The 24,157-nt window shown below is 56.5% G+C and carries 23 protein-coding genes; 13 read left to right on the top strand and 10 right to left on the bottom strand.

What is annotated here, in order from left to right; genetic code table 11:
* Positions 1-68 precede the first annotated feature (68 nt).
* The 3 genes from trxA (at position 69) to ubiD (ending at position 3,752) form a co-directional block, all read left to right on the top strand.
* On the top strand, positions 69-398 hold the full coding sequence (trxA, locus tag ACTG39_RS00200; RefSeq protein ID WP_008293848.1) for a thioredoxin TrxA: 330 nt from the start codon (positions 69-71) through the stop codon (positions 396-398).
* Between the two features lie 529 nt (positions 399-927).
* Positions 928-2,196 carry a transcription termination factor Rho gene (gene rho, locus ACTG39_RS00205; RefSeq protein WP_405273305.1) on the top strand — a complete coding sequence of 423 codons (1,269 nt, stop codon included), beginning with the start codon at positions 928-930 and terminating at the stop codon, positions 2,194-2,196.
* A 44-nt stretch (positions 2,197-2,240) separates the two neighbouring features.
* Positions 2,241-3,752 (top strand): 4-hydroxy-3-polyprenylbenzoate decarboxylase, encoded by a 1,512-nt coding sequence (gene ubiD / locus ACTG39_RS00210; RefSeq protein WP_439105498.1) that lies wholly within the window; start codon positions 2,241-2,243, stop codon positions 3,750-3,752.
* Between the two features lie 17 nt (positions 3,753-3,769).
* Here the strand turns inward: ubiD and ACTG39_RS00215 are convergent, their stop codons facing one another.
* The 6 genes from ACTG39_RS00215 to ACTG39_RS00240 are packed head-to-tail and all read right to left on the bottom strand — an operon-like array spanning position 3,770 to position 9,902.
* Positions 3,770-5,029: a heme biosynthesis HemY N-terminal domain-containing protein gene (locus tag ACTG39_RS00215; RefSeq protein ID WP_439105499.1), complete on the bottom strand. Its 1,260-nt coding sequence runs from the start codon at positions 5,027-5,029 to the stop codon at positions 3,770-3,772.
* Between the two features lie 2 nt (positions 5,030-5,031).
* Positions 5,032-6,366, bottom strand: a complete 1,335-nt coding sequence (locus ACTG39_RS00220) for a uroporphyrinogen-III C-methyltransferase (protein ID WP_439105500.1) — start codon at positions 6,364-6,366, stop codon at positions 5,032-5,034.
* Positions 6,363-7,148 (bottom strand): uroporphyrinogen-III synthase, encoded by a 786-nt coding sequence (locus ACTG39_RS00225; RefSeq protein WP_439105501.1) that lies wholly within the window; start codon positions 7,146-7,148, stop codon positions 6,363-6,365. The genes ACTG39_RS00220 and ACTG39_RS00225 overlap by 4 nt, the downstream gene beginning before the upstream one ends.
* The gene (gene hemC, locus ACTG39_RS00230) at positions 7,138-8,064 is read right to left on the bottom strand and encodes a hydroxymethylbilane synthase (RefSeq protein WP_439105502.1); all 927 of its coding nucleotides are present in this window, start codon (positions 8,062-8,064) and stop codon (positions 7,138-7,140) included. Before hemC ends, ACTG39_RS00225 begins: the two co-directional genes overlap by 11 nt.
* A gap of 24 nt (positions 8,065-8,088) precedes the next feature.
* Entirely contained in the window at positions 8,089-8,835 is a 747-nt protein-coding gene (locus ACTG39_RS00235; protein WP_439105503.1) for a LytR/AlgR family response regulator transcription factor, read from the bottom strand.
* Positions 8,832-9,902, bottom strand: coding sequence for a sensor histidine kinase (locus tag ACTG39_RS00240; RefSeq protein ID WP_439105504.1), 1,071 nt, complete (start codon positions 9,900-9,902; stop codon positions 8,832-8,834). Before ACTG39_RS00240 ends, ACTG39_RS00235 begins: the two co-directional genes overlap by 4 nt.
* 192 nt (positions 9,903-10,094) lie before the next feature.
* On the opposite strand from ACTG39_RS00240, the gene argH reads away from it, so the two are divergent.
* The 7 genes from argH to ACTG39_RS00275 all read left to right on the top strand — a co-directional run bounded on the left by argH (position 10,095) and on the right by ACTG39_RS00275 (position 16,269).
* Entirely contained in the window at positions 10,095-11,492 is a 1,398-nt protein-coding gene (argH, locus tag ACTG39_RS00245) for an argininosuccinate lyase (protein WP_439105505.1), read from the top strand.
* A gap of 47 nt (positions 11,493-11,539) precedes the next feature.
* Positions 11,540-11,746, top strand: a complete 207-nt coding sequence (gene lptM / locus ACTG39_RS00250; protein WP_439105506.1) for an LPS translocon maturation chaperone LptM — start codon at positions 11,540-11,542, stop codon at positions 11,744-11,746.
* Positions 11,747-11,752: 6 nt separating this feature from the next.
* The gene (lysA, locus tag ACTG39_RS00255; protein WP_439105507.1) at positions 11,753-12,997 is read left to right on the top strand and encodes a diaminopimelate decarboxylase; all 1,245 of its coding nucleotides are present in this window, start codon (positions 11,753-11,755) and stop codon (positions 12,995-12,997) included.
* Positions 12,998-13,024: 27 nt separating this feature from the next.
* Positions 13,025-13,855 carry a diaminopimelate epimerase gene (dapF, locus tag ACTG39_RS00260; RefSeq protein WP_439105508.1) on the top strand — a complete coding sequence of 277 codons (831 nt, stop codon included), beginning with the start codon at positions 13,025-13,027 and terminating at the stop codon, positions 13,853-13,855.
* A gap of 99 nt (positions 13,856-13,954) precedes the next feature.
* Positions 13,955-14,611, top strand: coding sequence for a DUF484 family protein (locus ACTG39_RS00265; RefSeq protein WP_439105509.1), 657 nt, complete (start codon positions 13,955-13,957; stop codon positions 14,609-14,611).
* A gap of 3 nt (positions 14,612-14,614) precedes the next feature.
* Positions 14,615-15,541 (top strand): tyrosine recombinase XerC, encoded by a 927-nt coding sequence (gene xerC / locus ACTG39_RS00270; RefSeq protein ID WP_439105510.1) that lies wholly within the window; start codon positions 14,615-14,617, stop codon positions 15,539-15,541.
* Positions 15,538-16,269 (top strand): HAD family hydrolase, encoded by a 732-nt coding sequence (locus ACTG39_RS00275; protein ID WP_439105511.1) that lies wholly within the window; start codon positions 15,538-15,540, stop codon positions 16,267-16,269. Before xerC ends, ACTG39_RS00275 begins: the two co-directional genes overlap by 4 nt.
* 66 nt (positions 16,270-16,335) lie before the next feature.
* Here ACTG39_RS00275 and ACTG39_RS00280 read toward each other — a convergent pair whose 3' ends face one another.
* Positions 16,336-16,674, bottom strand: coding sequence for a P-II family nitrogen regulator (locus tag ACTG39_RS00280; protein WP_439105512.1), 339 nt, complete (start codon positions 16,672-16,674; stop codon positions 16,336-16,338).
* 253 nt (positions 16,675-16,927) lie between these two features.
* On the opposite strand from ACTG39_RS00280, the gene ACTG39_RS00285 reads away from it, so the two are divergent.
* Positions 16,928-19,090, top strand: coding sequence for a TonB-dependent receptor family protein (locus ACTG39_RS00285; protein ID WP_439105513.1), 2,163 nt, complete (start codon positions 16,928-16,930; stop codon positions 19,088-19,090).
* A gap of 524 nt (positions 19,091-19,614) precedes the next feature.
* On the opposite strand, the gene ACTG39_RS00290 is transcribed toward ACTG39_RS00285, so the two are convergent.
* On the bottom strand, positions 19,615-20,856 hold the full coding sequence (locus tag ACTG39_RS00290) for an ammonium transporter (protein WP_439105514.1): 1,242 nt from the start codon (positions 20,854-20,856) through the stop codon (positions 19,615-19,617).
* A 56-nt stretch (positions 20,857-20,912) separates the two neighbouring features.
* Complete coding sequence (gene glnK, locus ACTG39_RS00295) at positions 20,913-21,251, bottom strand: P-II family nitrogen regulator (RefSeq protein ID WP_040809830.1); 339 nt, start codon at positions 21,249-21,251, stop codon at positions 20,913-20,915.
* A gap of 309 nt (positions 21,252-21,560) precedes the next feature.
* On the opposite strand from glnK, the gene ACTG39_RS00300 reads away from it, so the two are divergent.
* The gene (locus tag ACTG39_RS00300; protein WP_439105515.1) at positions 21,561-21,827 is read left to right on the top strand and encodes an accessory factor UbiK family protein; all 267 of its coding nucleotides are present in this window, start codon (positions 21,561-21,563) and stop codon (positions 21,825-21,827) included.
* Positions 21,828-21,984: 157 nt separating this feature from the next.
* The gene (locus tag ACTG39_RS00305) at positions 21,985-23,475 is read left to right on the top strand and encodes a YifB family Mg chelatase-like AAA ATPase (RefSeq protein ID WP_439105516.1); all 1,491 of its coding nucleotides are present in this window, start codon (positions 21,985-21,987) and stop codon (positions 23,473-23,475) included.
* Between the two features lie 107 nt (positions 23,476-23,582).
* On the opposite strand, the gene ACTG39_RS00310 is transcribed toward ACTG39_RS00305, so the two are convergent.
* Positions 23,583-24,026, bottom strand: a complete 444-nt coding sequence (locus tag ACTG39_RS00310; RefSeq protein ID WP_439105517.1) for a c-type cytochrome — start codon at positions 24,024-24,026, stop codon at positions 23,583-23,585.
* Positions 24,027-24,157: the final 131 nt, after the last annotated feature.

Genomic DNA, 24,157 nt, shown 5'->3' on the forward strand with positions numbered 1-24,157 from the left:
TGCCTATTACCCCAATCTCCAAGATAGAATCACACGTATACGTTCAAATTACTGTATGGAGAGACAACATGAGTGACGCTATTGTGCACGTCAGCGACGCAAGCTTCGAGCAAGATGTGCTGAGCAGCGACGTACCCGTTCTGGTGGACTTTTGGGCAGAGTGGTGCGGCCCCTGCAAAATGATCGCCCCGGTGCTGGATGAACTTGCCGGCGAATTCGCAGGTAAGTTAAAAGTCTGCAAGGTAGACGTCGACGCCAACCCCGAAGTTCCCGGTAAATTTGGTATCCGCGGTATCCCCACATTGATACTTTTCAAAGACGGCAACGCAGAAGCCACCAAGGTAGGTGCCCTATCCAAGTCGCAACTCGTTGAATTCGTGAACGAAAGCATTGCCTGATTTCCCGGCCCCGCCATCCCTGGCGGGGCCTTAATTGACATAATCTTTAAGAGAAAAAGCCCTAGACCTCCATTCTGGAGCGTGCTACTTTCTTTTTGTCAGCGCGGCCCCGCGCGACCATAATAACTCCGCCACCCCTCTGTCTCTTCCGCCTAGCAGCGCTTCAGGCAAGCCAAAGAAGCGTTCTCAAAGCTAAGAGCCCAGGTACCGGCGAACCCACTAACCCTTTCTCTCTGGTTCATCTACCTTGTCAAGCACACCGCAAATCGAAACCGAAACACAAAATTTCTCTGAGACTCCGTCGCAAACTGATGCGCCTGCACCCGCAGCCGCGCCAGCAGAAGCGCCGGGAGCATCAGAAGCTGCGTCTGACGCCTCCGCGGACGCAAGCCCTGCAGCTGCCAAAAATCCGCAGGGCCAGGGCGACGCACCCAGCAGGCCGCCCCGCAACCGGTCTCAGGGCCGTGGAAAGCGCAACAACAGCAAACAACAGCAGCCGCTGCCAGAAGGTTTACGTTCCTCGGAGCCCATGAACCTCACCGATTTGAAGACCAAGTCAACGCAGGAACTCATCGATATCGCGGCCACCATTGGTCTTGATAACCTCGCGCGATCTCGCAAGCAGGATATTATCTTCTCGATCCTGAAGCGCCACGCGAAGAGCGGTGAAGATATTTACGGTGATGGCGTACTGGAGATTCTGCAGGACGGCTTTGGCTTCTTGCGCTCCGCAGACAGCTCGTACCTTGCGGGTCCGGACGATATTTACGTGTCTCCCAGCCAGATTCGTCGTTTCAATCTTCGCACCGGTGACACTATTACCGGAAAGATTCGACCGCCCAAAGATAGCGAGCGTTACTTTGCGCTGCTCAAGATTGGCGAAGTTAACTTCAGCCGACCCGAAAACTCCAAGAGCAAGATTCTTTTTGAAAACCTGACGCCGCTGTTCCCGGACGAGCGCCTGACTCTGGAAAAGGGTAATGGCAGCACCGAGGACCTAACCGGTCGAATCATTGACCTGGTCGCGCCCATTGGTAAGGGACAACGAGGCTTGTTGGTCGCTCCGCCAAAGGCGGGTAAGACCATCATGATGCAGAACATCGCTCAGGCCATTCTCACTAACAACCCTGAAACTTACATGATTGTTCTCCTCATCGACGAGCGTCCTGAGGAAGTGACAGAGATGCAGCGCTCCGTAGGTATCCGTGGTGCCGAGGTCGTAGCATCGACCTTTGATGAGCCACCTTCCCGCCACGTGCAGGTTGCGGATATGGTCATCGAAAAGGCCAAGCGCCTGGTTGAGCATAAACGGGATGTCGTGATTCTTCTGGATTCCATCACGCGACTCGCACGAGCCTACAACACCGTGATACCAAGCTCGGGCAAAGTACTGACCGGTGGTGTCGATGCGCACGCATTAGAGCGCCCCAAGCGCTTCTTTGGTGCTGCCCGAAACATCGAAGAAGGTGGCAGCCTGTCCATTATCGCAACGGCACTGGTAGACACTGGCTCCAAGATGGACGAGGTCATCTACGAGGAGTTCAAGGGCACCGGCAACATGGAACTGCACCTTGACCGAAAGATCGCTGAAAAACGCATCTACCCCGCGATCAACATCCGCAGATCCGGTACCCGCCGCGAGGAGAAGCTCACGGGTGAAGAAGAGCTGCAGCGTATGTGGATCTTGCGCAAGCTGCTCCACGGCATGGAAGATCTGCCCGCGGTGGAATTCCTTTTGGACCGGCTCAAGGACACCAAGACCAACGAAGAGTTCTTTATGTCTATGAAGCGCAAGTAGCGCCTCACTGAACCGGACTGAACACCGAGCCCTGATGTAACGCTATGGCAGCACGCTACAGTGATCTGCGCGACTTTATCGCCGAGCTTGAGGCTCGGGGTGAGCTCAAGCGCATCACGCGGGAAGTCGACCCCAATCTGGAAATGACCGAGATCGCGGACCGTACCCTTCGCGCCCGAGGTCCCGCTCTGCTGTTTGAAAACCCGAAAGGCCACTCCATTCCAGTGCTTGCTAACCTGTTTGGCACTGAAGAACGCGTAGCTTTAGGTATGGGGGCGGACAGCATCTCTGCACTACGAGAAATTGGCGAGCTCCTCGCTTACCTCAAGCAACCGGACCCTCCTAAAGGAATGAAGGAGCTCTGGGAGAAAGCGCCGATACTGCGCAAAGTCCTGGATATGGGACCCAAGCTGGTTCGCAATGCTCCCTGTCGTACGCACCTTCGAGAGGGAGACGACGTCAACCTCTACGATCTACCCATCCAAACATGCTGGCCCGGCGATGCCGGACCTCTGGTTACCTGGCCTCTGGTCATTACGCGAGGCCCCAACAAGACCCGCCAGAATTTGGGCATCTACCGCATGCAGCTCATCGGTCGCAATAAGCTGATCATGCGCTGGCTGTCGCATCGCGGTGGGGCTCTTGATTATCGCGACTGGCAGATAAAACGTCCGGGAAAGCGCTATCCTGTGGCGCTGGCATTAGGAGCCGATCCGGCCACGACCCTTGGCGCGGTTACCCCGGTGCCTGACTCTCTATCGGAATACGCTTTCGCGGGACTGCTACGCGGCGCTAAGACTGAGTTATCAGAATGCATCACGCCTCTTTGCAAAGACAATGACCTGCAAGTGCCGGCAACTGCTGAGTTCATTTTGGAAGGCTATCTGGAACCCGGAGAAGAGGCTGACGAAGGCCCCTTCGGCGATCATACGGGCTACTACAACGAGGTAGAAAAGTTTCCCGTATTTACGGTCACAGCCATCAGCAGTCGCGAAGCGCCGATCTACCACAGCACCTACACGGGTCGCCCACCAGACGAGCCTGCAATCCTCGGCGTAGCACTCAACGAAGTTTTTGTGCCGCTGTTGATCAAGCAGTTTCCTGAGATCGTAGATTTCTATCTGCCCCCAGAGGGCTGCTCCTATCGCATGGCCGTGGTGAGCATGCGTAAAGAGTATCCGGGACACGCAAAACGCGTCATGTTGGGGATCTGGAGTTTTCTCCGTCAGTTTATGTACACCAAGTTCATCGTTGTCACGGATGACGATGTGGATGTGCGCAACTGGCAGGATGTTATCTGGGCCATGACCACCCGCATGGACCCGCGGCGCGATAGCGTCTTTGTGGACAACACCCCCATCGACTATCTGGACTTTGCATCGCCCGTGGCTGGCTTGGGATCCAAGGTGGGCTTCGACGCGACCAACAAGTGGGAAGGCGAAACAGACCGCGAATGGGGTGAACCCATTAGCATGGACGAGGCCGTAAGCGAACGCGTTGAAGCTATGTGGGATGAGCTCGGTATCGGCGTTGATCCCGCACCCCGGCGGCGCTAGTAAAGCACAGCTAAGCCCTAGGGACTCTCTATTCGATGCGTTTCAGGCAGACTGTCGGCAACCACATCGTCGGGCTGCGGCAGCTCGGGCAAGGGGTTAGTGCGTAAGCCCGTACCCACGCGAAACACCTCAGCCGCGGTCGAGTGATCACCTACTGCTGTCAACAATCTGCCTAACTCCAGACAGGCCTCTTCGCTGGGTAGCGCTGCGTGACTCCGTTCCAGATAGTCACGAGCCTTAGCCCACTGCCTCTCCACCATGGCCAGACGACCAAGACAAAGCAATAGTTCAGGATCATTGGCGTGTTGTTTCAACCAGGATTCTGCGGTGGCCAGCTGCTTGGGTGCACTCTCTCGAGGGATGCGTCCGTAGAGGCTCACCAGCGCAGCTTTCCAGCTCTTCTTTAAGCGCTTTTCTATCTCTCGCTCCAACGTCGAAACTTCGTCGCAGACCAACAAAGACGACAGATAGTGCAGCTGCACAGACTCATCATCGAGAAGCCGCGCAGGGTACTTTTTCCAGCGTGCTTTCAGGAGCGCTGCGTCACCGGTCACCGCTGCCTGCTCCAGAAGATCGTGATGAATGCGCGCCTCAAGGTCATCCAGCTCCAAAGCCCCGCCAATGCGGTACTTACGAAGCGCAGGCAGGAGGGTCAACATCGCTTCAATATCGCCAAGGCCATCGTAGGCTTTGCAAAGAAGACTCAAAACCTGCGGATGCTTGTTCGGGTTTTTCTTGGCCGCCTCAAGAGTCCTCAAGGCTTTCTCGTACTGACGATCATTCAGCTGCAGCTCAGCCTGCGTCAGATCCACAGCAATAATTGCCTCAAGATCACTTTCCGCTGCCTTTACCAGATGCTGGCGCATGGCCTCCGGCTCCTGAAGGCGGTAGCTCGCCCGGGCAGCCATTAAATAATTGAGCAGTGGAGACTCGCTGTAGCGCGCACCGCGGAGCATCTGCTTTCGGGATTTCGCCCAACTCCCCTCTATGAAATTAATAATTCCGCGACTGGTGAGACGCGCCGATTGACGTAATCGCCGCTCGCCGGCCCAGTTCAGAACATTCGCCGGACTGGTAATCAGACGATGTAAAAATCGCAGCGAGGCGTACAGCAGCAATACGACGGTCGCTATCAGCAGAATCCCCACCCAAAAACTGGTCTCGACGGTATAGCCACCGTAGGCAATGAGCAGGTAACCGGGCTCTGTCTCGATAAGCGCGACGATGCCCACGCCGGCCACCAGGGCCAGCAATGCGATGATAAATAAGCCGCCCATATCTAGTTTTCGCTGCGGGCGAGGCGCGCCTGCATCACGGTATCCAGCGCGTTTAGAGAAGTGCTGAGATCTGGCAGAGTGACGGAGACACGTTCGTCGCTAATGCGCCGCAGTTCTTCCGCCATGGCTACCGCCGATTGCTCATCGGCTTTGAAGAACTGCGTCACCCAGCCTTCTGCCCGCTCCAGACTCTGTCGGAACAACAGCTCATTGCCCGAGAGCATCGCCACCTGAGCCTGCTCAAGGAGCATACGCATATTCTGCCGCACCAATCCCTCGTACTGAGGATCCATGAGGGTCTCCACAGGCACGTCGCGACGACTCACAACGATGTACTCGGACAATTTGTTAAGGGCCATCTCATACCCCTGAGAAAGCCGCGTTTGCCAGTCTTCTGCGGCAACAGGCTCTATCTCCACCCGTTGATCCGGTATTTCGAATAACACCAAGGCATCAGTCTGGCGTATGAGGGCGTCGAGGCGTAGATAAAGGCCCTGCACATCCAGCTTGGGCACCGCTTGCAGTGCGGCCACATCAGACGCTACAGCGGAGCGTAAGTCGTGGAAATTAGCGTCATCCAGGCCGCGTAAGATATTGTCGGCGCTGCGCAGGAGCGCTTCTGCCGACACATTGTCGCCCGTCATAATCAGACGCTGGTTCGCGAGTCGGAGGAGGTACTGCACCTCGGCGATCTGCCAGCTCTCCCGGTCCTCGACCGTGAGATCACTAATCAGCTGTTGCTGTTCAAGAACGGACCGCTCGAGATTCCCTAACTGCTCCTCAACAACGCGCCTCACGCGACCGGCAGCATCATTCGCAGTGGATTCCAGGCGACTCACCTGACTTTGTTGTGCTTCGAGGGTCTGCTGCTGCACTTCCAGCGCTCGCCGAAGATCCTCCTCGGCGCGCTGCTGGCTGGCCTGCATTCCTTCGATTTCAAGTTCGATCTTGCGCTGGAGGTTATCGCGCATCTGATCAAAAGTAGTTACATCCTGACCTGACACCGACTCCAGGCCCTGTACCCGCTGTAACAGTAAGCCCTCACGGCGCTGCATATCTGTGATGAGAAAGAACACACCCGCAGCCTCCACCAGAACAAGCACTAAGGCCAACCAGGCGATAGGCGCGGAGCCGGAACGGCTCGGCACGGTCTCTGCAGCCGCGGGTACCGGCGCTACCGTGGGTGCAGGCTGGGGCTTAGGCGGTGGGACAGCAGCAGTCTCGGCGACGTCCGGACCTGTATCCTGGGGTTTGGCGGGCGCTTGTGCTTCATGGACCTCAGTGACAGCAGCTTCGCCAGCGTCATCCTGATTGTCCTGTTTTTTTTCATCGCTCAATGCTTGGTCTCCCCCAGTTGCGCTTTGCGCCAGCTCGCTGCGGCCGTCAGCATGGCCGCATCAGAAGCATTCTCGGCCCGCTCGACGTTTCTCCACCCGAGCTCCCGCGCCTGGCCTTCTACGCGCTGCGACGGTACCAACAAGGTAGTCATCGCTAAGTTAGTGTGTTCCAGAGGCTGAAGCAAACCTGTCAGTCTCTCCAAACCCTCACCGCTGCTGATCAGGATAAGGGCCAGACCTTGCCCCGTCAGCAGCCTCTGGCAGTCCTGGGCATCGTGGGCAGCGTAGCCACGCCGGTAGCACTCCAGAGAGTCTACCTTGGCTCCACGGGCCTCCAGTTCCTGCTCAAGAAATCTGCGACCTCCCTCACCTTTTACGATCAGCACTCGCTGGGACGTCAGGTCCGCCAAACCATCCATGGCCAGCAAGCCCTCACTGCTCATATCACTCTGAGGCCTGGCAACCTCGAGACCCTCTGCCTCGAGGTTCAATGCCGTGCTCTCTCCTACCGCCCAATAGGTCTGACCGAGGGGCAGCTGTGGCCAGTAATCCTGTAGGCAGGCCATGCCGATGCGCGCAGCATTGGCACTCACAAAAATCACGTGCTCGAAACGATCCAGGTCCAAGAGGAGCTGCCGTTGAGCGCCGGGTAGAGGATCTATGGGCTCTATGGTCAGCATGGGCAGATGTAGCGGCGTGAAACCGGCATTCCCGAGGGCGCTCATCAAGCTATCCGCCTGCCCCACAGGCCGGGTAACCAGTACCCGCTGCTCAGCGGTCATAGACCTCGGCGAGTATCTCTGCCGCGCCGGCCTCAAGGAGCGCCTCAGCCACACTAACGCCCAGCTCCTCGGGGTTTTTGCAGCTGCCGCGGGCATCCGCTCGGAGTGTGTTGCTACCATCAGGCCGACCCACAAGGCCTCTTAACCATAGCTGATCACCTTCGTGTACCGCGTAGGAAGCAATGGGTACCTCGCAGCCGCCCTGCAGATGTCGATTTAATGCCCGCTCAGCCAACACCCGCTCGGCGGTAGGACCGTGATGAAGCGGCGCCAGAAGTTGCCGGGTAGCCTGGTCATCGCTGCGGATTTCAATACCGACAGCGCCTTGCCCTCCGGCGGGCAGTGATTCCATAACCGGGATGCGCGCGCGAATACGTTCTCCCATTTCCAGCCGAAGAAGCCCCGCACAGGCCAAAATAATTGCGTCGTACTCACCTTCGTCGAGCTTGCGAAGCCGGGTATTTACATTGCCTCGAAGAAACCGCACCTCGAGATCCGGGCGATTTGCACGAAGCTGGCACTCTCGACGCAGACTCGAGGTTCCCACTACGGCTCCTGAAGGCAGCGCATCCAGATTCTCAAAATTATTGCTCACAAAGGCATCGGCGGGCTCCTCTCGCTCGCAGATCACCGCAAGCTCCAAACCTTCGGGAAACTCCATGGGTACATCTTTCATGGAGTGCACGGCGATATGTGCCCTACCGTCCAACAGTGCGGTCTCCAGTTCTTTGACAAACAGCCCTTTACCGCCCACTTTCGCGAGGGGAACATCGAGGATCTGATCCCCCCGACTGGTCATTCCCAAAAGCTCCACACTGATACCAGGGTGGGTCTCAAGAAGAGTGTCGCGAACGAAATGGGCCTGCCACAGGGCCAGGGGGCTTTCTCGGGTGGCAATAACGACGTCAGCAGGCATGAATACTCAGTTCAGAAAAAAAGATTAATCATAGCATTGGGACGCGCAGACTGACCCTGTCATTACGGCCTTGATGTCGCGCAGGTGTCGACGGCTCACCTGGGGCTGCTCTGCCACGTCGGTGAGTTCCAGCAGCCAGCCATCTTCGGCGCGCACCAGTCGTGAAATATGTGCTCTTGCGACCAGTGCATTGCGGTGAACCCGAAGAAAACGACCCTTGAATTCCTCTTCCAAATCCTTCAGGGATTCACTCAGGAGGATCTCTCCGCCCGGTGAACAGGCGCGTACGTATTTGTCTTCGGCCAAAAAGCATCGCACATCGGCTACTGCCATAGTTTCGATACCTCGGTGGCCTGCACTGACCACCTCCTCTCGACCGACCCCCGCCACTCCCAGGGAGTCCAGTTGCGCGCGATTCACCCGTACCGCTGCCTGAAGCGCTCCCTCAAGCTCCCGCTCGCGAACAGGCTTGAGCAAATACGCAATGGCATGATGCCTCAGTGCCTCCAGCGCGTATTCATCATAAGCCGTGCAAAAAATAACCGCGGGCGCCGCCGGTTCATCGAGCAGATGTCCCGCCACTTCTACACCGTCTATTTCGGGCATGCGAATATCTAACAGCAAAATTTGCGGCTGTTCGACCCGCACCACAGCGAGGGCCTCGACTCCATTAGCAGCTTCATAGCACTCAGCATCAGGCCGTAGCTTATGGAGCAAGCGCAACAAGCGTTGTCGGGCCAGTGCTTCGTCATCAACGACGAGAATCTTCACAAACGAGACCCACTATCCAACGGCAGACTAATTCGCGCGCAATATCGGTTGTCCTCAGCGCCTACAGACAAGGACCCGGAAGTGCCATATTGCGCGTCTAAACGCTGCCTGATGTTGTCCAACGCCATGCGATTACCCCCGGGACGAGTAACGACTCGCTTGGGAAGAGGGTTTTGCACTTCAACGCGCAAAGACGAAAATTCACGCCAGGCACGTATCTCCACCGTGCCACCCTCGGGAAGTTGCGAGATGCCGTGATACACCGCATTTTCCACCAGCGGCTGAAGCAGCAGGGCCGGCAAAACAACGTCCTTTAAGTCCTCATCAATATCCCAGTTGACCGTGAGCCGATCGCCCAAACGTAACTTCTCTATTTCCAAATAGAGTTCGCAAAGCCGGCACTCCTCCCCCAGGCTGCTATCGCGATCTCCACCGGCTAAGGCCGCACGAAAAAGCTCCGACACATCTTCGATAGCCTGCTCAGCACGATCTGGCTGAACGGCAATGAGGCTCGCAATGCTATTGAGCGTGTTAAACAGAAAGTGTGGTCGAATCCTTGCGCGCAGCGCATCCAGTCTGAGCTGTAATTCACTGCGCTGCTGCAGCGCCACCCGTTGCTGTAAATAGGCGTAACGTAAAACGATCGCCGCGAGAATCAATGCCAGCAGCGCATTGCGGAGCACCCAGTCGCCAAGTGCGCCGCTCTGTGGACCTAACAAGGGATAGAATCGAAACACCAAAACACTCGACGCCGCTGTCACCGCAAGCACCAGTCCCAGACAGCTTAAGGCGGCAATTGCTGGTGTAACGTGCAGTAGCCGGAGCCGCAAGCGGCAGATTAAGGCGATGCACAGCAGTGCATTCCACTGCACAAATAAGGAACCTGTTCCCAAAGCTCGCCATTCGAACGCAGCCAATGGTCCCAGCGCCAGCACATGCAGCAGCACCACAAGCTCTGCCAGCAGTACAGCCAGGAACACCGCTTGGGGAGCGCAAAGATCCGGGATAAAAAATCCATCACCGGGTGACGCAGCGTTATCGGGCGCTGAAGGCCGCGGGTGCTGCATGCAAGACCTCCTCGTTGTGATAAATCAGAGCCACAGTAATAATCAGCGAAACACACCCAGCGAAGGATCGTGCTTTCTTACGCCCAGCGAATCACAGATTCACAGTCCTGTGCGCTGATATACTTGCATGCCTTCCAGGCCGGAACAAGAAGCGTCCCGGCAAGATTTTTGATTGAAAGGAATACTCACAGTATGTCGGATCAAAGCGACAATCCTAGTCTTTGGGGTGGCCGTTTCACCGAAGCTACCGACAGCTTCGTGCAGCGTTTTACCGCCTCCGTCAGCTTCGACCAACGCATGGCCGAACAGGACATTCGCGGCTCTCTGGCCCATGCCCGGATGCTCAACGATGCGGGCATCCTCAGCGAGGAAGAACTCAAGGCTATAGAAGATGGTCTGGCAAGCGTACAAAACGAAATCAACAATGGTGACTTCCCCTGGTCCATAGAGCGGGAAGACGTGCATATGAATATCGAGGCTCGACTCACTGCTCTCATTGGAGAGGCGGGGAAAAAGCTTCACACGGGGCGATCGCGGAACGATCAGGTCGCAACGGATATTCGCCTGTATCTGCGTGATGCGATAGACGCCATTAGCCAGGAACTTACGCGGCTTCAAAAGGGGCTGGTGGGTCTCGCCGAGACCCACGCCGCAACGATAATGCCGGGCTTTACGCATCTTCAGGGAGCGCAGCCGGTGACCTTTGGACACCACATGCTCGCCTGGAACGAGATGCTGGAGCGAGACTACGGTCGTCTCGTCGATTGTAGGACGCGCTTGAATCAATGCCCTCTAGGCGCAGCGGCGTTGGCGGGCACCACCTTTCCGATAAATCGCGCACAGACGGCCGCGGCTCTGGGATTCGACTTTCCCACACGCAACTCTCTAGACTCAGTATCTGATCGCGACTTTGCCATCGAGTTTACTGCGGCCGCCGCACTCATACTTACGCATTTGTCGCGCATGAGCGAAGAGTTGATCCTCTGGACGTCGGCACAATTTCAGTTTGTCGAACTTCCCGATCGTTTCTGCACCGGCTCATCCATCATGCCGCAAAAGAAGAATCCGGATGTTCCAGAGCTGGTTCGTGGCAAGACCGGCAGGGTCAACGGCCACTTGATAGCGCTGCTCACACTAATGAAGGGTCAGCCTCTGGCCTACAACAAAGACAATCAGGAAGACAAAGAACCGCTCTTTGATTGCGTTGACACCGTGCTGGATTGCCTGCGCGCTTTTGCCGACATGGTGCCGCATGTCACGCCACAGAAAGAACGGCTGCGAGAAGCTGCCAAGGCGGGCTTTGCCACAGCCACAGATCTCGCGGACTACCTGGTCGGCAAAGGCCTAGCTTTTCGAGATGCGCATGAGGTAGTTGGAAAAGCAGTCGCCGAGGGGGTCAAGCAGAAGCTGGATCTGTCCGACATGCCCCTGGCAACCTTGCAGGGCTTTAGCCCGCTGATCGAGTCGGACGTGTTTGAAGTGCTCACAGTAGAAGGCTCTGTCGCATCCCGGGACCATCTGGGCGGCACAGCTCCCGCACAGGTACAACTTGCTGCTAACAACGCAGGCAAAGCATTGGAGATTCGCTAGCCGGGGTCCGGGACGTTTATACTCCCGTCCTTTTGCGCAGCAGTCATATGAAGTATTCATTCAATCTTCTTTCCGTAGTCATGGACCGTGCCCCGGCAACGTCGGTTCTGCGGTCCTGCAGCCTGGCGCTGACCCTGGCACTCGTCGGCTGCGGCCAGATGGGGCCCTTGTATCAGCCGATACCAGAGGCGCCGCAAGCGGAAGACAGCGCCACAGAGCCTGCGAGTACCGACGCGCCTGGACGCAGTGAGTAAGCGGCTATGGGATTTTCTTATCGCAAGCAACACCTTTTTGCCGAAGAGCTTGAATGCGAGGCTATTGCCAAAGAGTACGGTACGCCTTGTTATGTCTACTCCCGCGCGGCCATGGAAGCGGCGCTGGCTGAGTACCACGAGGCATTAGCGGGCTGCGAACACCTGGTGTGTTATGCCGTAAAAGCCAACTCAAACCTCGCCGTACTCGACATCCTCGCCCGCCGCGGTGCGGGCTTTGATATCGTATCTGTGGGCGAGCTGGAGCGGGTACTTGCCGCTGGCGGCGATCCGGCCAAGGTGGTGTTCTCCGGCGTAGTAAAACGCCGCGATGAAATGCGCCGCGCTCTCGAAGTCGGTATTCATTGCTTCAACATTGAGTCCGAAGCAGAGCTCGAAGTGCTGCAATCCGTCGCCGCCGATCTCAAGCTGCGAGCGCCCGTATCTGTGCGAGTGAATCCCGATGTCGATGCCCGAACCCACCCCTATATCTCCACGGGCCTGCGAGAGAACAAATTTGGCGTTGCCACCGACGCCGCGATGGCTCTGCTGCGACGCGCCAGCACACTTCCCAATATTGAGGTGGCGGGCCTGGACTGCCATATCGGATCCCAGCTTGTAGACATGTCACCTCTTCTGGAGGCGCTTCAACAATTGCTGCTTATGGTCGATCAGCTCGAGTCAGAGGGCATCTCTATTCGGCACTTGGACCTTGGCGGCGGTATCGGGGTCCGTTACCAGGACGAAGAGCCTCCCGCGGTGTCTGACTACATTGCCGCGGTGCGCGACGCTCTGGGTGACCGCGATCTGTGCCTCGTTTTTGAACCCGGTCGCTCCATAGTGGCTAATGCGGGCGTTCTTCTCACCGAGGTTCGCTATACCAAAGAGACTGATGCACATAGCTTTGCGCTGGTTGACGCTGCCATGAACGACTTTATACGCCCGGCGCTGTATCAGGCTTGGGTGAATATTCAGGCTGTGGCGCCCTGCAAGGCTGAACCAAGGGTCTGGGACATCGTGGGACCGGTGTGTGAGACTGGCGACTTTCTGGGTAAGGACAGGGAATTGGCCCTGGACTCTGGCACGCTCCTGGCGATACATGGTGCGGGCGCCTACGGCTTTGTCATGAGTTCAAACTACAACACTCGACCCCGAGCCGCTGAGGTGATGATTGACGGCATGAGCTCTCACCTCATTCGGGAGCGGGAAAATATCGAGGATCTGTTAAGAGGTGAACACCGCCTGCCGGAGTAGCGCGCCGAGCGGAGCAACTAAAATCATATGCCAGTTAAATTCACAAAAATGCATGGTGCGGGCAACGACTTTGTCATGATCGACACCATCAGCCAACGCATCAAGCTGCGACCGAGAGACATCCGGTCCATCGCGGATCGCAGGCGAGGCGTGGGCTGTGATCAGGTGTTGCTGGTTGAACCCCCGGGACAGCCCGAGGCAGATTTCCGCTATCGCATCTTCAACGCGGATGGCAGCGAGGCGGGGCAATGCGGCAATGGCGCCCGCTGCTTTGCGCGTTTTGTGCGCCATCGGCGACTCACGCATTTACAAAAAATGGTGGTAGAGACCGGTAACAGCTTAATGACGCTGACCCTGCGGGATAATCACCAGGTAGAAGTCGATATGGGGCCTCCTGTTTTTGCCCCAAGGGACATTCCCCTGCGCCGGGATCAGGAAGCACAAGAATACGATCTTTTAGCCGCAGGAGAGCAACTGCGTGTGGGTGCGCTGTCCATGGGCAATCCCCACGCTGTGTTGCGCGTGAACTCCGTGAACGATGGCAGTCTCGAAAGGCTGGGTGAAGCAATACGCGGTCATGACGACTTTCCCGACGGCACTAACGCGGGTTTTATGGAAGTGGTGGACCGGCAAAATGTGCGACTGCGCGTATTTGAACGAGGCGTTGGTGAAACCGAAGCCTGCGGTTCCGGCGCTTGTGCCGCTGTGGTCTACGGACAGCGCATGGGTTGGCTGGATGAGCAAGTGACAGTCGAATTGACCGGGGGTAAGCTGACTATCCAATGGCAGGGCGCTAATAGTTCAGTGTTTATGACCGGCCCCACGGCTATCAGCTTCGAAGGCACTATCAGGCTTTAACTGCTGGCCCCTGGGGTTTCGGTTTTGAGTGGCTCGAAAAGGTTTCAACGCGGGAAGATGGCCCGCGCTTCTACTGAATCATAAGAAGGATACAGACGCGTGGACGAAGACGACATTCGAGATTTTCTGGTTCAAAACCCCGATTATTTTCAGAAGAATCCCGAGCTTCTGGGCCTAATACAAATCCCCCACTCCACCGGCGCGGCAGTATCGCTGGTCGAGCGGCAGGTCAGCGTACTTCGCGACCGCAACGTCGATCTCCGCCATCGTCTGAGAGATCTGGGAAGCACGGCAAAAGACAACGACCAGATGTTCGCTGATACCCGGGAGCTGGTGCTGGGCCTGCTCCCTGCAAAAACTCTGGATGAGCTTCATGACGCGCTCATCAAGGTACTTCGCGATGTCTTCGACATCGAGTATGCAAGCCTCACACTTTTTAATGATAGCGATGAGGCGCCAGACTCCGTCCGGCGAGTGCCCGAGTCCCAACTCAAAGGAAAGCTGGGCTCGCTCCTGGTCCACGGCACAGCGGGTTGCGGCGCGCTTCGCGCCGAGGACTTCGAGTTTTTGTTCCCCGGCGCGCGCATTGTGGGCTCCGCTGCCATCGCTGTTATCGAAAGTGATGGAAAAGCGCTGGGCGCCCTTGCCGTGGGTAGCTCAAATGCCAGCCACTATGATGGCGACATGGGCACCCTGTTTTTGGAGTTTGCCGCCGAAGTCATCGCGGGGCTGTTAGTGCGGATCGACGGTTCCTAGGCTGTGCCGTCACCGGCGAGCCTCGAACAGCGTATAGCCGCCTTTCTGGAGTACCTGCGCAGTGTGCGCAGGTACTCCCCGCATACCGTCTCCGCCTATCGACGGGACCTGGATAGCTTTGAGAGTTTTTGTGCCCACCAAGACTTACAAAGCTGCAAAGCGGTTCAGGAGAGCCACGTGCGCCAGTGGCTCGCTCAAGGACATAGAACAGGTCTGGCACCCAACAGCTTGCAACGACGCCTCTCTGCCCTGCGGGCCTATTTTGAATGGGAAAGCAGCGATACAGGACAGCGCCGCAACCCGGCATTGGCGGTACAAGCACCGCGAAAGCGCCGCAAGCTGCCCGGCACTCTGGAGGCAGATCAGGTAGGCGCATACCTGCGCGCAGACGCCAATGATCCTCTCCAGCTTCGAGACTTAGCCATGGCGGAGCTGTTCTATTCGTCAGGTCTGCGCCTCGCAGAACTGCGGGCGGTCGATGTGCATGACATCGACCGCAGCCAGAGTCTGATCTCCGTGACCGGTAAGGGCAGTAAAACGCGCACAGTGCCTGTCGGTCGGGCGGCCATCGCGGCAATTGATGCTTATCTTCCGCACCGCGTAACGCCTTCAAGTTCTGCAGACGAAAATGCACTGTTTGTCAGCGGCCGAGGCCGGCGAATCAGCGAGCGCTCTATTCAATCACGCGTTCAGTTACTGGCTGAGCGCAATGGGCTGGGTCGTGATGTCCACCCCCATATGCTGCGACACTCCTTCGCGAGTCACCTCTTGGAGTCCAGCGGAGATCTCCGCGCCGTGCAGGAGCTGCTCGGGCACAGCGACATTTCCACCACCCAGATCTACACCCACCTTGATTTCCAGCATCTGGCCAAAGTCTATGATGGCGCCCATCCCCGAGCCCGCAAACAAAAGGATGACGACAGCGAATGACTATCAAAGTGCTGACATTTGACCTGGATAACACGCTCTGGGACGTGGAGCCCGCGCTGTTGCGAGCGGAAGAAGCGCAGCGTCAGTGGCTGCTGTCGCACCGCCCCGGAACCATGGAAAACATAGGCCATGATGAGCTATGGAATCTAAAAAAGCGGGTCTGGAAAGCGCACCCGGAGCTGGCGCACAACGTCACCGAGATGCGCCAGCGCTTTCTCAAGGAGCTGCAACTGAGCGCCGGCTTCGATGAGGATTCTGCCAGCGAAGGGGCCCGTCTGGCTTTTGGAGCCTTTTTACGGGAACGGCAGAAAGTCGAACTCTACAGCGACGCACTGCAGGTTCTGGAGACATTGGCCGGACGGTTTCGTCTGGGTGCATTAACCAACGGTAACGCCGATGTGTATAAAACCGATGCGGGTGAATACTTTGATTTCGCCTTCCTTGCGGAAGATATTGGTGCCAGCAAACCGGCGCCGGATATGTTCCACGCAGCGCTACACACTACGGGCGTCCAAGCCCATGAAGTTTTGCATGTTGGAGACAATCCAGAGCACGACATTCTCGGCGCCCTGCGGGTAGGCATGCACGCGATCTGGCTCAACGCGGAGGCACAACCCTGGGCTGAGACGGATAGCGACCACAGGCCGCACGGAATCATAGGCAGCATCGGCGAGCTACCCGCTGCAGTCAGCGAACTCGAACAGCAACTGGCTGCTGAAAGGGTTTAATCGCATTGCCCTCGTGAGGGTAGGTCAGCCGGAAGCCCAGCCGGGTACTGGAGAAGGACAGCTGACTTAGATGGCATCCTCGCCGGTTTCCCGCGTCCGGATGCGAATGACCTGCTCAAGGCTTGAGACAAAAATCTTGCCGTCTCCAATCTTTCCGGTGTCTGCCGCAGCCACAATCGCTTCTACAGCGCTATCGAGTTGCTCGTCGCCGACCGCGACCTCAACTTTAACCTTGGGCAAGAAGTCCACCACATACTCCGCGCCCCGGTACAACTCTGTGTGCCCTTTTTGACGACCAAAGCCTTTCACTTCAGTCACCGTAATACCCTGAACACCGACCTCGGCGAGCGCGGATCGGACATCGTCGAGTTTGAACGGCTTGATGATCGCGGTGATGAGTTTCATGGCTGCACAGCTCTGATAGCGAAGTGGCCCCCGATAATAGGGACTTGAGGCGCTCTGCTGCAAGCGCTTAAGACGGCTTTGGCGTTCAGCCCGCTTCAGCGCGCAGGAATTTCGGGGCGTTACTAAAGAGGAACGCCTTGAAACCGTGAATCTTAACGAGAATGATTCTTATTACTTGTCAGTTTAGTATTTCATAGCTACTATCTCCTACATCGCATCGCACTTAACTCCCGAACACTGCTTGGAGAGCTCAATGAACAACAGGCACCACCGCTTTCGCCTCAAACCTTTGGCGATAGCGCTGACCACATCGCTGGTGGCAACGGCGCAGGCCGCAGATCCTGGTTCGGTGGCTGACAGTCGAGCAACCGTTGAAGAAGTTTTTATCTTTGCCGATGCGGATGAGGTACGCACACTTCCCGGCTCCGCAGCCCTGGTGACTGAAGAGCAGTTCCAAATCGAATTCGCCAATGACATCAATCAGCTACTGAAAACCGTACCCGGCACCTATATTCGTGAAGAAGACGGCTACGGTCTCCGTCCAAACATCGGCATTCGAGGCGCGACTTCCGAGCGCTCCTCCAAAATCACGCTTATGGAAGACGGCGTAATGATTGCGCCGGCACCCTACTCTAATCCGGCCGCCTATTACTTTCCCACCGCTATGCGCATGCACAGTGCCGAAGTTCTCAAAGGGGCGCCCTTGTTGCGTTACGGTCCGCAAACTACCGGCGGTGCAATCAACATGGTGTCGACACCTATCCCGGATGCCTTACAGGGCAACCTCGATTTACGCGTTGGGGAAAATGGCGAGCAGGATTTACTGGCCAATGTTGGCGGGCAGTATGGTGACTTTGGCTTCCTGGTGGAAACCGCCCAGCGACGCAGCGACGGGTTTAAAGAGATTGATCGCGGTGACGACAGCGGCTACGACATTGAGGACTATTTAGTAAAGCTGGCCTGGACGGGAGAGCGTCAGTCCCTACTCTTTAAGGCTCAGTATTCCAATGAAATTTCCGACGAGACCTATCTTGGCCTCACAGATGCTGATTTTGCAAACAACGAAGATCGCCGCTACGGGCTCTCCTCGATCGATGAGATGAACAACTATCACGCCGGTATCAATCTTCGCTACGGCTTGCAGCTAAGCGATGATCTTGCGCTGTCGGTAACCGCCTACCAGAATAGTTTTTCACGCGACTGGTTCAAACTTGCGGGTGGCAATTCATTCGTAAGAGCGGCCAATGCCGGGGACTTAACGGCTCAGGCCATACTCGATGGCGACGCCGACGCCTTTGGTCTCCGATACAAGCACAACAACCGGGACTATGAATCCCGAGGCATTGAATTCAATCTTGATCAAAACATGGGTAACCACAGCCTGAGTTACGGCCTGCGCCTTCATGAAGACGAGATGGATCGCTACCAGCCTGTGGAAGTTTACGACCAGATTGATGGTGAGCTGATCCTCGTGGGCCGGGTCGAGCCAACGGGCGGTGACAATCGACTGGAAGACGCAGAAGCGCTTTCAGCATGGTTTGTCGACAGCTGGCAGCTCTCGGATACGCTAAATCTCAACCTGGCTCTGCGTTACGAGGACGTTGATAGCAGCCGCCGTCAGTTTTCAGATCCGGATCGTGAGACCGACCCTAGCCGTCGCTCAAACAACTCCCAGGAGTGGTTACCCGGGGCGTCCTTTAGCTATGACCTCTCGGAAAATTGGCAAGCCCTTGCCGGCGTTCACCGCGGCTTTTCGCCATTAGGTGGCGGCGCACAGGATTTTGAGGAACCGGAAACCAGCGTGAACTGGGAGGCTGGGGTTCGCTATCGCGGCAGCTGGTTCCTGGAAGCCATCGCGTTCTACAGCGACTTTGATAACAAGACGGAGAACTGCTCCAACGCCAATCCCTGTAGCAATGGTGCGACCTCCGGCGCTTTCACCACTGGCCAAGCAGTTATCCAGGGTCTCGAACTCCAGGCAAGCACGGTTCTGAATTTTGGCGATCTGAACGCGCCCATTGACCTCGCTTACACTTATAGCGATGCAGTAATCAGTCGCGATAACGAAGCAGAAGGCTTCGAAGATGGCGATACGCTGGCGGCGGTTCCCGAGAACACGCTCAGCCTTCGCCTGGGCCTTGAGACAGCCATGAACTGGGATAGCTACGCGGTGATTAAGTACATCGATGAAACCTGCGTCACCATCGGCTGCAACACTGACAATAATCAGTTCAATCGCACTGAGGATCTTCTGGTCACGGACCTTATCAGCCGTTACGCGATCACCGACGATGCAGTGGTGTTCGTCAAAGTCGAGAACATCTTTGACGAAAGGTCCATCGTGTCACGACAGCCCGAAGGCGCGCGACCTAACAAGCCGCGTACAGCATCTGTTGGACTGCAGTACCAGTTTTAAATCTACACAGGTAATTGCACTAAGCCGACGTCATTGCGTCGGCTTTTTTGTATCTCATGAAAACCTAAGCAACGGTGGATCGTAAGCTAGAGGCAACAGTGGGCGTCTTTTGTTTCACCCCGTAACGAACTCGGGCTGGGAACCTTAACTACTTCACTCGCTGAGTTAGGGTACGCTCGCTTCGTAGACAAGCTCCGCAGCCCTCTGTGCGATTGAAACGGCCACTGAGGCGTAGAAAGTACGTGGAGCCGATGAGAAAAGGCTAGCTTGCGCGATCTACGGAGCGTAGCGTCCCCCCACTAAGCGAGTGCAGTGGATCGTGCCAGCTAGCCTGACCACCTGGACTGCCGCCTGAAGTCTGGGCTAGCTGGTGTGATCTGCGGAGCTTAGCGTCCTTCCACTCAGCGAGTGCAGTGGATCGTGTCGGCTAGCCCGACTTATAGATTCAAGGACAAGGCAAAAAAAGGGGGCCCAAAGGGCCCCCAAAAAAACGCATTGAACTAATGCGCCCGCAAGATTGTTACTTACTTGGCAGAGACGAACTCCGGATAGGCCTCAAGGCCACACTCGGACAAGTCCACACCCTCGTATTCCTCTTCTTCGGTAACCCGGATTCCCATGACTGCCTTGATCGCGAAGAAAGCGATGAAGCTGGTGATGAAGACCCAACCAAAGATGGTGGCCGCACCGATGAGCTGTCCGCTGAAGCTGGAGCCATCGTTAGTAACAGGCACCAAGAGCAGACCCAGCAGACCTACGACACCGTGCACCGAGATGGCGCCCACAGGGTCATCGATCTTTAGTTTGTCCAGAGTAATGATTGAGAAGACCACCAGGATGCCGCCCACTGCGCCAAACATTGTTGCCATGAGCGGAGTCGGTGTCGATGGCTCAGCAGTAATCGCTACGAGTCCAGCCAACGCGCCGTTGAGCGCCATGGTGAGATCGGCTTTACCGAAGAGCATGCGTGCAGTCAGCAGCGCCGCAACAAGACCACCACAAGCGGCGGCGTTAGTGTTCATAAAGACCACAGCAACGGCGTTGGCGTTTTCGACAGACGCCGTAGCCAGTACGGAGCCACCGTTAAAGCCAAACCAACCCATCCACAGGATAAACGTACCCAGGGTAGCCATTGGTAGATTTGCACCGGGGATCGCAACAACGGAGCCATCGGCGCGGTATTTGCCCTTACGAGCTCCGAGAAGGAGCACACCAGCAAGAGCAGCAGCCGCACCAGCCATGTGCACGATGCCTGAGCCTGCAAAGTCAGAGAAGCCGAGGTCACCCAGAGTGTACATACCAAACACGGGATCGCCGCCCCAGGTCCAGTTGCCTTCCATTGGGTAGATAAAGCCGGTCATAACCACCGCAAAAATCAGGAACGACCAGAGCTTCATGCGCTCCGCAACCGCGCCGGATACAATCGACATCGCTGTGGCCACGAACACCACCTGGAAGAAGAAGTCCGCGGAAGGCGCGTAGGTCGCCGCCTCTTCGGCACCGGTAACACCATCACCGGTGATGCCCGCGAGCAGGCTTGCTCCCAGTGAGGGATACATAATTGAATAACCGACGACCATGTACATGGTGCAGGCAATCGCAAACAGCGCGACGTTCTTGGTTAGAATTTCAGTGGTGTTCTTGGATCTCACCAGGCCAGCTTCAAGCATGGCAAAGCCGGCGGCCATCCACATAACTAAGGCACCACACACGAGGAAGTAAAACGTGTCCAGTGCATAGCTCAGTTCAAAAATTTGGTTTTCCATGAAAGGTTCTCTCGTGCTGAATTCAGGGACTAGTTATCGCGCTTCAAAAGACGCTGTTAGATGGCTTCTTCACCGGTCTCGCCGGTGCGAATACGGATCACCTGCTCCAGGCTTGAAACAAATACTTTGCCGTCACCGATTTTCCCGGTGTTCGCCGACTTGGTGATCGCTTCGATTGTTTGATCAACCATGCCTTCGGCAACTGCTACTTCGATTTTCACTTTAGGAAGAAAATCCACAACGTATTCAGCGCCGCGATACAGTTCGGTGTGACCCTTTTGTCGCCCGAATCCTTTGACCTCTGTGACTGTGATGCCCTGCACGCCGATCTCTGACAGTGACTCACGCACGTCATCGAGCTTGAATGGCTTCACAATGGCCGTTATTAACTTCATGTAGTTCTCCTAACTGAACAAGGCGCGGATCTCGCGCCAATCGGCTCGCCGTTTAATCATCTTATTTGCGCCTTTTCATGGGCGCTACGGTTCGGCATTGACTTGAGCAATGGATATGCCACTCACCACTTTCACTTAAAAATCAGTGCTTTAAGCAATTTATGGCGGAAAAAACCCCCAAACGTGGGATGGAATGACTCCTATTTATGCACCAAAATGGTGCCAAGATCATTTTTGGTGCACTGTCATGAGCTGTGAACTGAGGCCACCATCCTCTAAACTTCGCCAAGTCCAGCAGGAGAACTTTCTATGGCGCTCAAACCGCCCCCAATCAGTGAAGTGATGCAACAGGTCAATGAGTTGGTCGGACCCTCGGGTCTGGTTGACGAAGTCGATAAAAACGCTCGGCAGCTCATCCAGTCCGCCTTGAAAAAGCTGGACTTCGTCAGTCGTGAGGAGTTTGACGCCCAAACCGCAATTCTTGATCGTACCCGAGGCAAGGTCGCTGCCCTGGAGTCCGAGCTCGCATCGATGAGCGAGCTTGTGGACAAACTCGAAAAAAACGCCGCGACATAAATCGCAGTTAGAAAGTCGCGGAGTCGTAACGCAGACCGGTCGCTTTAGGGCGCGAAAACACTAACCACGCAGGGCAAGGAAGCCCGGGCGTTTACTCATGGAAGAGTGATGAAAAGTTGGTTTTCAACGTTTCGCCGGTCGACAGGCTGAGCGAGCAATGAACTACGCTGTGGTTCTCTCTCGAGCCAATCAGGGGCTGGATGCACCGCTGGTCCGCGTGGAAGTGCACCTATCAAATGGACTCCCTGCGTTCACCGTAGTGGGGATGCCCGAAACGGCCGTCCGCGAAAGCAAAGATCGGGTGCGAAGTGCCCTCCTGAATTCACACTTTGAGTTTCCCGATCGCCGTATCACGGTAAACCTCGCCCCTGCCGATCTACCCAAAGGCGGCGGACGCTTCGATCTACCCATCGCGTTAGGGATTCTCTGCGCATCGGGACAGTTGCCACCGGAGACCCTGCTGGGTAGCGAGTGTGTTGGAGAGCTCGCGTTGGACGGCACCCTTCGTTCCGTGCGCGGTACCGTCGCAGCAGCGATGGCAGCGCGCCAGAGCAATCGGAAGATGCTTCTAGCTCAGGATTCCGCTGGCGCCTGCTTAGCGATACCGGGCATAAAGCTGGTTTACGCAACTGACTTACTGTCCCTCTGTGCGATTTTGCGTGGACGAGCAGATCTTTGTGAGCTTCCGGCAACGCCAGAAACTCCCAATCATTCCTGGACCGACATTGCTGATGTGACCGGGCAGCTTGTCCCAAAACGCGCCCTCGAAGTTGCCGCCAGTGGCGGGCATAACCTGCTGCTGACCGGGCCGCCGGGAACCGGCAAGAGCCTCCTCGCCAATTGCCTGCCGGGCATTTTGCCACCGCCTGACGACCGCGAGTGGCTTACCGTTTGCGCACTTTACGACTTACAGGGACAAACGCAGCAGAGTCTGCGCCGTGCCTTTCGCGCCCCCCACCACAGCGCCAGCGCTGCAGCGCTTGTAGGCGGAGGATCTGTTCCGTCACCAGGAGAAATTTCACTGGCTCATGGGGGCGTGTTATTTCTTGATGAGTTGCCAGAATTCTCCAGGCACACCCTCGATATGCTTCGCGAACCACTCGAAACCGGCGAAATCCGTTTGGCCCGAGCGGCCTGCAGTATCCGCTATCCCGCCCGCTTTCAGCTGATTGCAGCGATGAACCCCTGCCCTTGTGGGTATGCCGGTGACACGCAAAAAAACTGCAGGTGTAGCGCTGCGCAGCGGCTTAGTTACAGCGCGCGGGTCTCCGGCCCGCTGCTGGACCGCATAGACTTGCAGATTCGTGTAGAGCGAGAAGACCCAGCGGATTTGTTTTCCACCCAAGCTGCTGAGGACTCTGCGGCAGTCCGCAAACGAGTCATGCGTTCACTGAGAAAGCAGCATGAACGTCAAGGAGAGTGCAATGCAAGACTGACCGGATCCGCACTGATGGATGCCTGTGCTTTGGAGGCAAGAGAGCAGCAGCTCATTCAGCGAAGCGCCAAACAGCTGACCCTGTCAGCCAGGGCAGTCCACAGATTACTGCGGGTAGCGAGAAGTATTGCCGACCTCAATGGCGAGGAGCGAATTAGCAGCAGGGCAGTGAAAGAAGCCCTCGCCTATCGAACAACGCTTAGTGACAACTGACGCTCCGATTGGCAGAACAGAAACTTTGCGGGCATAAAAAAGCCGCGGCGGATTCATGCCACGGCTATCTGAGCAGGCTCACTTTCGCAAGCCCGCATAACTCTAACTTACTGGCTGTTTTCGACCATGAAGTCTACAGCCGCGATAACAGCCTCATCAGACAAATCCGCCCGACCGCCTTTGGCCATCATGCCCGTTCCCGCGAGACCATTGATACCGCTGTTGTAGAGCTCATCAATGCCCTTGGCAATTCGTGGGGCCCAGGAGCCTACGTCTCCGACAATGGGAGCGCCCGCTGCACCAGAGGCATGGCAAGCCAGGCACGCGGTGTTGTAGGTGCCTTCACCATCAATCACGGCAACTGCACCTGTACCGCCCATAGCACCCATGGCAGCAGGTACGCCACCACAGCTCTCGCCCTGCAGGCAGACTTCGCCGACCGGCGCGATACGCGCCTCAATGGCTGCACGCTGCTCATCGGTAAGTTCTACGGCTTGCGCCGCCGCTATCAGACCCAATGACAGACCCAACATTACAATTCGCGTCAACACGATTAACCCTCCGTTTCGTGGGCGCGCATTATAGCCGCACGAGTACCTGCTTCAAAGCACGAACTGCAACTCACTGTGACGGCAAAAGTTCCGCTTCTGCTACCATTTGGCTCCGCAAGAGCGCTACTTCC

This window comes from Congregibacter sp. (assembly GCF_965662665.1).
GTDB lineage: Bacteria > Pseudomonadota > Gammaproteobacteria > Pseudomonadales > Halieaceae > Congregibacter.

Bases quoted from the DNA above. Each gene is read 5' to 3' on its own strand.
- ACTG39_RS00275 (WP_439105511.1), top strand. From the start codon at position 15,538: ATGACTATCAAAGTGCTGACATTTGACCTGGATAACACGCTCTGGGAC.
- ACTG39_RS00285 (WP_439105513.1), top strand. From the start codon at position 16,928: ATGAACAACAGGCACCACCGCTTTCGCCTCAAACCTTTGGCGATAGCG.
- glnK (WP_040809830.1), bottom strand. From the start codon at position 21,251: ATGAAGTTAATAACGGCCATTGTGAAGCCATTCAAGCTCGATGACGTG.
- dapF (WP_439105508.1), top strand. From the start codon at position 13,025: ATGCCAGTTAAATTCACAAAAATGCATGGTGCGGGCAACGACTTTGTC.
- argH (WP_439105505.1), top strand. From the start codon at position 10,095: ATGTCGGATCAAAGCGACAATCCTAGTCTTTGGGGTGGCCGTTTCACC.
- ACTG39_RS00225 (WP_439105501.1), bottom strand. From the start codon at position 7,148: ATGACCGCTGAGCAGCGGGTACTGGTTACCCGGCCTGTGGGGCAGGCG.
- ACTG39_RS00280 (WP_439105512.1), bottom strand. From the start codon at position 16,674: ATGAAACTCATCACCGCGATCATCAAGCCGTTCAAACTCGACGATGTC.
- rho (WP_405273305.1), top strand. From the start codon at position 928: ATGAACCTCACCGATTTGAAGACCAAGTCAACGCAGGAACTCATCGAT.
- ACTG39_RS00290 (WP_439105514.1), bottom strand. From the start codon at position 20,856: ATGGAAAACCAAATTTTTGAACTGAGCTATGCACTGGACACGTTTTAC.
- lptM (WP_439105506.1), top strand. From the start codon at position 11,540: ATGAAGTATTCATTCAATCTTCTTTCCGTAGTCATGGACCGTGCCCCG.
- ACTG39_RS00240 (WP_439105504.1), bottom strand. From the start codon at position 9,902: ATGCAGCACCCGCGGCCTTCAGCGCCCGATAACGCTGCGTCACCCGGT.
- ACTG39_RS00300 (WP_439105515.1), top strand. From the start codon at position 21,561: ATGGCGCTCAAACCGCCCCCAATCAGTGAAGTGATGCAACAGGTCAAT.
- ACTG39_RS00305 (WP_439105516.1), top strand. From the start codon at position 21,985: ATGAACTACGCTGTGGTTCTCTCTCGAGCCAATCAGGGGCTGGATGCA.
- hemC (WP_439105502.1), bottom strand. From the start codon at position 8,064: ATGCCTGCTGACGTCGTTATTGCCACCCGAGAAAGCCCCCTGGCCCTG.
- trxA (WP_008293848.1), top strand. From the start codon at position 69: ATGAGTGACGCTATTGTGCACGTCAGCGACGCAAGCTTCGAGCAAGAT.
- ubiD (WP_439105498.1), top strand. From the start codon at position 2,241: ATGGCAGCACGCTACAGTGATCTGCGCGACTTTATCGCCGAGCTTGAG.
- ACTG39_RS00215 (WP_439105499.1), bottom strand. From the start codon at position 5,029: ATGGGCGGCTTATTTATCATCGCATTGCTGGCCCTGGTGGCCGGCGTG.
- lysA (WP_439105507.1), top strand. From the start codon at position 11,753: ATGGGATTTTCTTATCGCAAGCAACACCTTTTTGCCGAAGAGCTTGAA.